Genomic DNA, 3,314 nt, shown 5'->3' with positions numbered 1-3,314 from the left:
GTCGATCGGCTCGCTCTCCTCGGCCAGCACCCGGTGCGCCAGGTTGCCGACGGCGACCCGCAGGTGGGTGTGGCCGAAGTCCACGCCGACCACGATGCCGGCGTCCCCGCTGAGCGAGACGGAGCGCGCCCGGCGGCCGCCTGACGAGGTGTCGGCCACCACGACGGTGCCGCTCTCCTTGAGCTCCCGGACGATGTTGGACACCGTGGCCGCGGAGAGTCCGGTGGACCGGGCGATCTCCGCCTGGGTCAGCGAGCCCGCCATCCGGACCGCCCGCAGCACCCGTTCGAGATTGGCCCGGTGCAGCGAGGACTGCGATCCCGGTGTGTCCAGCGACATGATTCACCCTCCTAGGGCGCGACGGCCCGACGGCCTCCGCACCAGCCGCGCCGTTGCGGCGGAGCTCCGGATATTCACCTTCAACTTCTGAACCCTATGCTCGGCCACCCGCCCGACGCCTCGTCAAGAGCGAACCCGCCCTGAACGCAGATCGAACACGGATCGTTGTCTGGGGTCTCCCCTCCAGGATGCGTCCGCGGTGTCGGTCCGATACTCCGGGGCGGGGCGGGAGGACGACGTGGAAGGATGGCCGCACCCATGCCTGACAAAGGAGTCCTACGAGTGCCTGGCACCAACTTGACCCGTGAGGAGGCCCGCACCCGGGCCGCGCTCCTGCACGTGGAGTCGTACGACATCGACCTCGACCTGAGCTCGGCCCGTGAGGGCGGCACCTTCCGCTCCACCACCACGGTCCGGTTCTCCGCCACCACCCCGGGCGCCGAGAGCTTCATCGACCTGGTGGCGCCGAGCGTCTCCGAGATCGTGCTGAACGGACAGGCACTGCCGCTGGACTCGTTCGCCGACAGCCGGATCGCGCTGCCGGGCCTGGCCGCCGAGAACGAGCTGACGGTCGTCGCGGACTGCGCCTTCACCAACACCGGCGAGGGCCTGCACCGCTTCGTCGACCCGGTCGACGGCGAGACCTACCTCTACACCCAGTTCGAGGTGCCGGACGCCCGCCGCGTGTTCGCCTCCTTCGAGCAGCCCGACCTGAAGGCGAGCTTCACCTTCACGGTGACCGCGCCGAACGGCTGGGCCGTCATCTCCAACTCGCCCACCCCGCAGCCCGAGGGCGAGGGCGACACCCGGGTCTGGCGGTTCAGCCCCACCGGCCGGATCTCCACCTACATCACCGCGCTGATCGCCGGCCCGTACGTCGGCGTCTTCGACGAGTACCGCAACGGCGACCAGGTCGTGCCGCTCGGCGTGTACTGCCGCCCCTCGCTGCGCGAGTTCCTGGACGCCGACGCGATCTTCACGGTCACCCGGCAGGGCTTCGACTACTTCCAGGAGAAGTTCGACTGCCCCTACCCGTTCGAGAAGTACGACCAGCTCTTCGTGCCGGAGTTCAACGCCGGCGCGATGGAGAACGCGGGCGCGGTCACCTTCCGGGACCAGTACGTCTTCCGCTCGAAGGTCACCGACGCCGCCTACGAGGCCCGGGCGTCCACGATCCTGCACGAGCTGGCGCACATGTGGTTCGGCAACCTGGTCACCATGGAGTGGTGGAACGACCTCTGGCTGAACGAGTCGTTCGCGACCTTCGCCGAGTCGGTCTGCCAGGCCGAGGCGGCCGGCTCGCAGTGGCCGGACTCCTGGACCACCTTCGCCAACGAGATGAAGACCTGGGCCTACCGCCAGGACCAGCTCCCCTCGACCCACCCGATCATGGCCGAGATCAACGATCTCGAGGACGTCATGGTCAACTTCGACGGCATCACCTACGCCAAGGGCGCCTCGGTGCTCAAGCAGCTGGTGGCGTACGTCGGCCAGGACGAGTTCTTCAAGGGCGTGCAGGCCTACTTCAAGGCGCACTCCTGGGGGAACACCCGCCTGAGCGACCTGCTCGGCGCCCTGGAGCGGACCAGCGGCCGCGACCTCAAGGCCTGGTCCAAGTCCTGGCTGGAGACGGCCGGCATCAACGTGCTGCGCCCGAAGCTGGAGACCGACGCGGCCGGCGTCATCACCTCCTTCTCGGTGCTCCAGGAGGCCCCGGCGCTGCCGGCCGGCGCCAAGGGCGAGGCCGTGCTGCGCCCGCACCGGATCGCCATCGGCGCCTACGAGCTGAAGGAGGGTCAGCTGGTCCGCACCGAGCGGATCGAGCTGGACGTGGACGGCGCCGAGACCGCCGTGCCGCAGCTGGTCGGCAAGGTCCGCCCGACCGTGCTGCTGCTCAACGACGACGACCTCTCCTACGCCAAGGTCCGGCTCGACGCCGACTCGCTGGCCGCCGTCACCGAGCACCTGGGCGCCTTCGCCACCTCGCTCCCCCGCGCGCTGTGCTGGGCCTCGGCCTGGGACATGACCCGCGACGGCGAGCTGGCCACCCGCGACTACCTCGCGCTGGCCCTCTCCGGCCTGTCCCGGGAGTCCGACATCGGCGTGGTCCAGTCGGTGCAGCGCCAGGTCAAGCTGGCCCTGGACATGTACGCCGACCCGGCCTGGCGCGAGCAGGGCCTGGCCCGCTGGGCCGCCGCCGCCGAGGAGCAGCTGCGTGCCGCCGCCCCGGGCGGCGACCACCAGCTGGCCTGGGCCCGCGCGCTCTCCGCCGTCGCCCGGACGGAGGGTCAGCTCGGCCTGCTGGCCGGTCTGCTGGACGGCTCGCAGGAGCTGGACGGCCTGGCCGTGGACACCGAGCTGCGCTGGGTGCTGCTCTCCCGCCTGGTCGCCACCGGCCGCGCGGACGAGGCCGCCATCGCGGCCGAGCTGGAGCGCGACTCCACCGCCGCCGGCCAGGAGCGCGCCGCCTCCTGCCGCGCCGCCCGCCCGACCGCCGAGGCCAAGGCCGAGGCCTGGGCCTCCGTGGTGGAGCGCGACGACCTCACCAACTACGTGCAGGACGCGGTGATCGGCGGCTTCGGCCAGGCCGACCAGCGCGAGCTGCTCGCCCCCTACGCGGAGAGGTACTTCGCCGCCATCAAGGGCGTCTACGAGACCCGCAGCCACGAGATCTCGCAGCAGATCGTGGTCGGCCTCTACCCGGCCCTCCAGGTCTCGCAGTCCACCCTGGACGCCACCGACGCCTGGCTGGCCTCGGCCGAGCCCGCCCCGGCCCTGCGCCGGATGGTGGTCGAGTCCCGCGCCGCCGTCGAGCGCGCCCTCAAGGCCCAGACCGCCGACCGGTCGGCCGGCGCCCGGGCCCTCGGGCACTGACGGTCCGCCGCACGCGGAAGGGCCGCCGCCCGGGCTCCGACCTCACACTGGGCCGCCTTCCGTACTCGCGCAGTTCCCCGCGCCCGGGGTGACCGCCCACC

At 71.7% G+C, this 3,314-nt stretch carries 2 protein-coding genes; one reads left to right on the top strand and one right to left on the bottom strand.

From position 1 onward, the window contains the following. Positions 1-333: MarR family transcriptional regulator (locus tag ACWEPF_RS39645; RefSeq protein WP_452176491.1), on the bottom strand; the 333-nt coding region annotated here is incomplete at its 3' end. A gap of 288 nt (positions 334-621) precedes the next feature. Here ACWEPF_RS39645 and pepN point away from each other — a divergent pair. Further along, positions 622-3,213 (top strand): aminopeptidase N, encoded by a 2,592-nt coding sequence (gene pepN / locus ACWEPF_RS39640; RefSeq protein WP_449798867.1) that lies wholly within the window; start codon positions 622-624, stop codon positions 3,211-3,213. Positions 3,214-3,314: the final 101 nt, after the last annotated feature.

Source organism: Kitasatospora sp. NPDC004289 (assembly GCF_053602875.1).
Note: the sequence above shows the minus strand (reverse complement) of the source record. Positions and strands in the feature narration are given on the sequence as shown.